This window comes from Pseudoalteromonas sp. NH0006-46 (assembly GCF_057547735.1).
Map to the genome: position 1 here is coordinate 1 of NZ_BAAJML010000020.1, position 2718 is coordinate 2718.

The 2718-nt window shown below is 35.4% G+C and carries 3 protein-coding genes and 1 pseudogene; 3 read left to right on the forward strand and 1 reads right to left on the reverse strand.

Annotated features, from left to right (window positions below; genetic code table 11):
• Positions 1-261 (reverse strand): annotated as a pseudogene (locus tag AC27I2_RS19570) (IS110 family transposase); the annotation flags it as partial.
• 348 nt (positions 262-609) lie between these two features.
• On the opposite strand from AC27I2_RS19570, the gene AC27I2_RS19575 reads away from it, so the two are divergent.
• The 3 genes from AC27I2_RS19575 (at position 610) to AC27I2_RS19585 (ending at position 2707) form a co-directional block, all read left to right on the forward strand.
• Complete coding sequence (locus AC27I2_RS19575) at positions 610-1314, forward strand: hypothetical protein (RefSeq protein WP_487205247.1); 705 nt, start codon at positions 610-612, stop codon at positions 1312-1314.
• Positions 1315-1442: 128 nt separating this feature from the next.
• Positions 1443-1826 carry a DUF6559 family protein gene (locus AC27I2_RS19580; protein ID WP_487205248.1) on the forward strand — a complete coding sequence of 128 codons (384 nt, stop codon included), beginning with the start codon at positions 1443-1445 and terminating at the stop codon, positions 1824-1826.
• Between the two features lie 578 nt (positions 1827-2404).
• A complete protein-coding gene (locus tag AC27I2_RS19585) occupies positions 2405-2707 on the forward strand; it encodes a hypothetical protein (RefSeq protein WP_487205249.1) in 303 nt (100 codons plus the stop codon).
• Positions 2708-2718: the final 11 nt, after the last annotated feature.

The following is a 2718-nucleotide window of genomic DNA, read 5'->3' on the forward strand; positions in this document are numbered from 1 at the left end:
AGTGAATAAAGTAAGGTGGTCGTATTTAGCTAATGCATAAATAAGCGGGCCTTTTTTAAGTTCGCAAACAATCGCTATTTTTTGGTCTGGATAACGCTGTTTAATATCCATAGCCCATTCATGCAACGCTTCAGGCCTGTGTTTAACAACGGTGTAATGATATTTATTAGTGCTTGTTGGATGCTCACAAATATCATGTTTTTTATCGGCCCAATCAATGCCAATGAGTGCAGCAAAATTATCAACGTTATATGCTTTCATTTTATAGCGCCTACGGTTAAAGTTAAGGACGGAATGTGCTTAAATCTCGTTTCTCGCAGGTCTTATAGATAGTCTTGGTCGGCAATCCCTGAGAATGCGTTTTGAAATCGAGGTGCTCTGTTGGCTCGAACGTCTTGTTAAAAACATTGGATGTAAGTCATTCAATATTCGTAACCAACAGAAGCATATTCCACTTAATATAATAGTCAGTTACTTTTAAATTAAGTGGCTTGGTCGAACTATAAGCCAATCAAGTGGGACTAAAAACAGTTTGCTGTTTTCGTTCCTCAACATTTTAGCAAACAATTTTTAGCCCCTTATTGGGGCGTTATATTTCAAGGAGAGTTCGTGAATAAATTAGTAATCTTATTTGTTATGTTGTCTTTATCTGGTTGCGCTTCATTGCCTGCTAATTATGGGAAGCCAGCAAAAGAGTCCAAAATCGGCGTTGTTTATATGATAGATAAAAGTCCAGTGTTTTATCATGTAGGAACTACGGCATTCCAAAACGACGCAAATAAAAACATATCAACTACAGACTTCCATGCAAAGTTTGAAAGTAAGATTAATACACCTTTGCTAAATGTAGGCTTTTCTGTTGAGACTCTCGATGCACCTCAACAATTGATGGAGCAGAAATACTCATTATTTTCATATATTGATCTAAATAATAAAGTAAAAACCATACTTGATGACTTAGCATTAAAGTCTAATTTAGACTTTATAATAATTGTATATCCTAACTCTGGCCCTGCTTGGGCTAATTCTTCTGCATATCTTGAAGGGTATGGTTTATATACAAGATGCTCTTTTGGTTCATGCAATGCATATGCATTAGATTATATTGACGCCCGTATCTATGACGTTGAAAATAAAAAATCCCTGAAAGGTACAAACTCTGTGTACTTTAACCAAAAAATAATGCCTAACCTTATTGTTCCTGACAATATTAAAGATATAAACTCAACTCAAGTAGATGAAGCAGGGGAGCTTGCGTTGGAGCAATTTCTAACTCACTTTAATGCAATGCTTGTTAAGTCAGAGTTTCTATAAATTGAAATATAACAAGCTGTTAAACAAGGACAAAATACAGTTGGCTTTTGCTCCTCCGTCGCTAATTTTAGCCAACTATATTATTGCCTGTTAACAGGGCGTTATATGGCAAAACGGAGTTTAGCTAAATGTTCGGAATGTTTAACGAAAATTCAATCACTAAAATTGCTAGAGTATTGCCTCCTGCCTTGATTGACTCATTCGAAAAGCAAAACTTTTATTCAACTGAAGAAGTAAAAAGTGTTTTTGATGTTGAGCTCAAAACTGAGCACAATATCGAGTATGCTTTTGCAATGTTTTGCTCACAAACTGACTTCGAAGAACTAAATTTGCAATCAACTTATAGTGACCTACGCACAGACGTATCAAAAAAGTGTTTTGGTAGTTGGCCTCGTTTCAATTTTGAATCACTTTTAGATTATTCTCGTCGCTCAACAATGGCCGGTGATGGAGGTTTTGGTGGCGACGGCGGTTGTGGAGATGGAGGTTGCGGCGGAGGTGGTGGCGAATAGCCATATAACAAGTCGTTAAAGTAAGTGACAAATTTAAGTTGGTGTTTTGTCGCTTCGCTCAAATTTTAACACCAACAAATTTGCCTCTTAACGAGGCGTTAGGAATTCAGGGAAGGTTCAAGTTTGTTTAATCTATTAAAATTTATAAGTATCGTTTTACAATGCTTTTTACTTTTATCATTATTTAACTTCTTTTCAGGTCTATATTCTGCATTCTTAGAATTATCTACAAACGATCCTAGATTAGTAGCAGGTCACATGTCGACTGGCATTGTGCTTTCTCTTATTCAAATAATTCCTGCTTTAATCGGTCTTATTATAAGTGTTTGGCTATTAAACAAAAATCATAGCTCCAAATTGTTTGTCATTTACTGCAGATATTTCGCGTATCTATGGCTTTTATTTATTCCTATTGGTACATTCTTTGGGGTTAAGCAACTAAAAAGGTTAAAGAATACCTAACAAGCGCATTAAGTAGTGGGACTGCTAATAGTTGGCTCGGTTCCACTTCGTTTCACATTATAGCCAACAATTTTCAGCCCCTTATGCGGGCGTTATATGCAAAATGGAATCTGCAATTGAGTCAGCATATTAAAAGTTTCATTATTCCAATTATTGGTTTAGTCATTGGCGTCTTTCCTAGCGTTTTTATTCGACCAGCTAATTTCATTGCAGAAGATTTAATGGGTTATGTAGGTGATCATTTATCATTCGGTGCGCTCTGGGCTTTATTCGTTATTTCAGTTATCGCATTTTATGATCTAGTTTTGTTAATACGATTTGCTTTTGTAGACAATATTAAAGGTAATCCATTATATTTGTTGGCTAGTATTTCTATACTCCAAATTATTTTATTATTAAAAGCTCTTGGAGTTTACTAATAATTTGCATA

Excerpts from the sequence above, each read along its gene's own strand:
- AC27I2_RS19580 (WP_487205248.1), top strand. The coding sequence starts at position 1,443 with ATGTTCGGAATGTTTAACGAAAATTCAATCACTAAAATTGCTAGAGTA.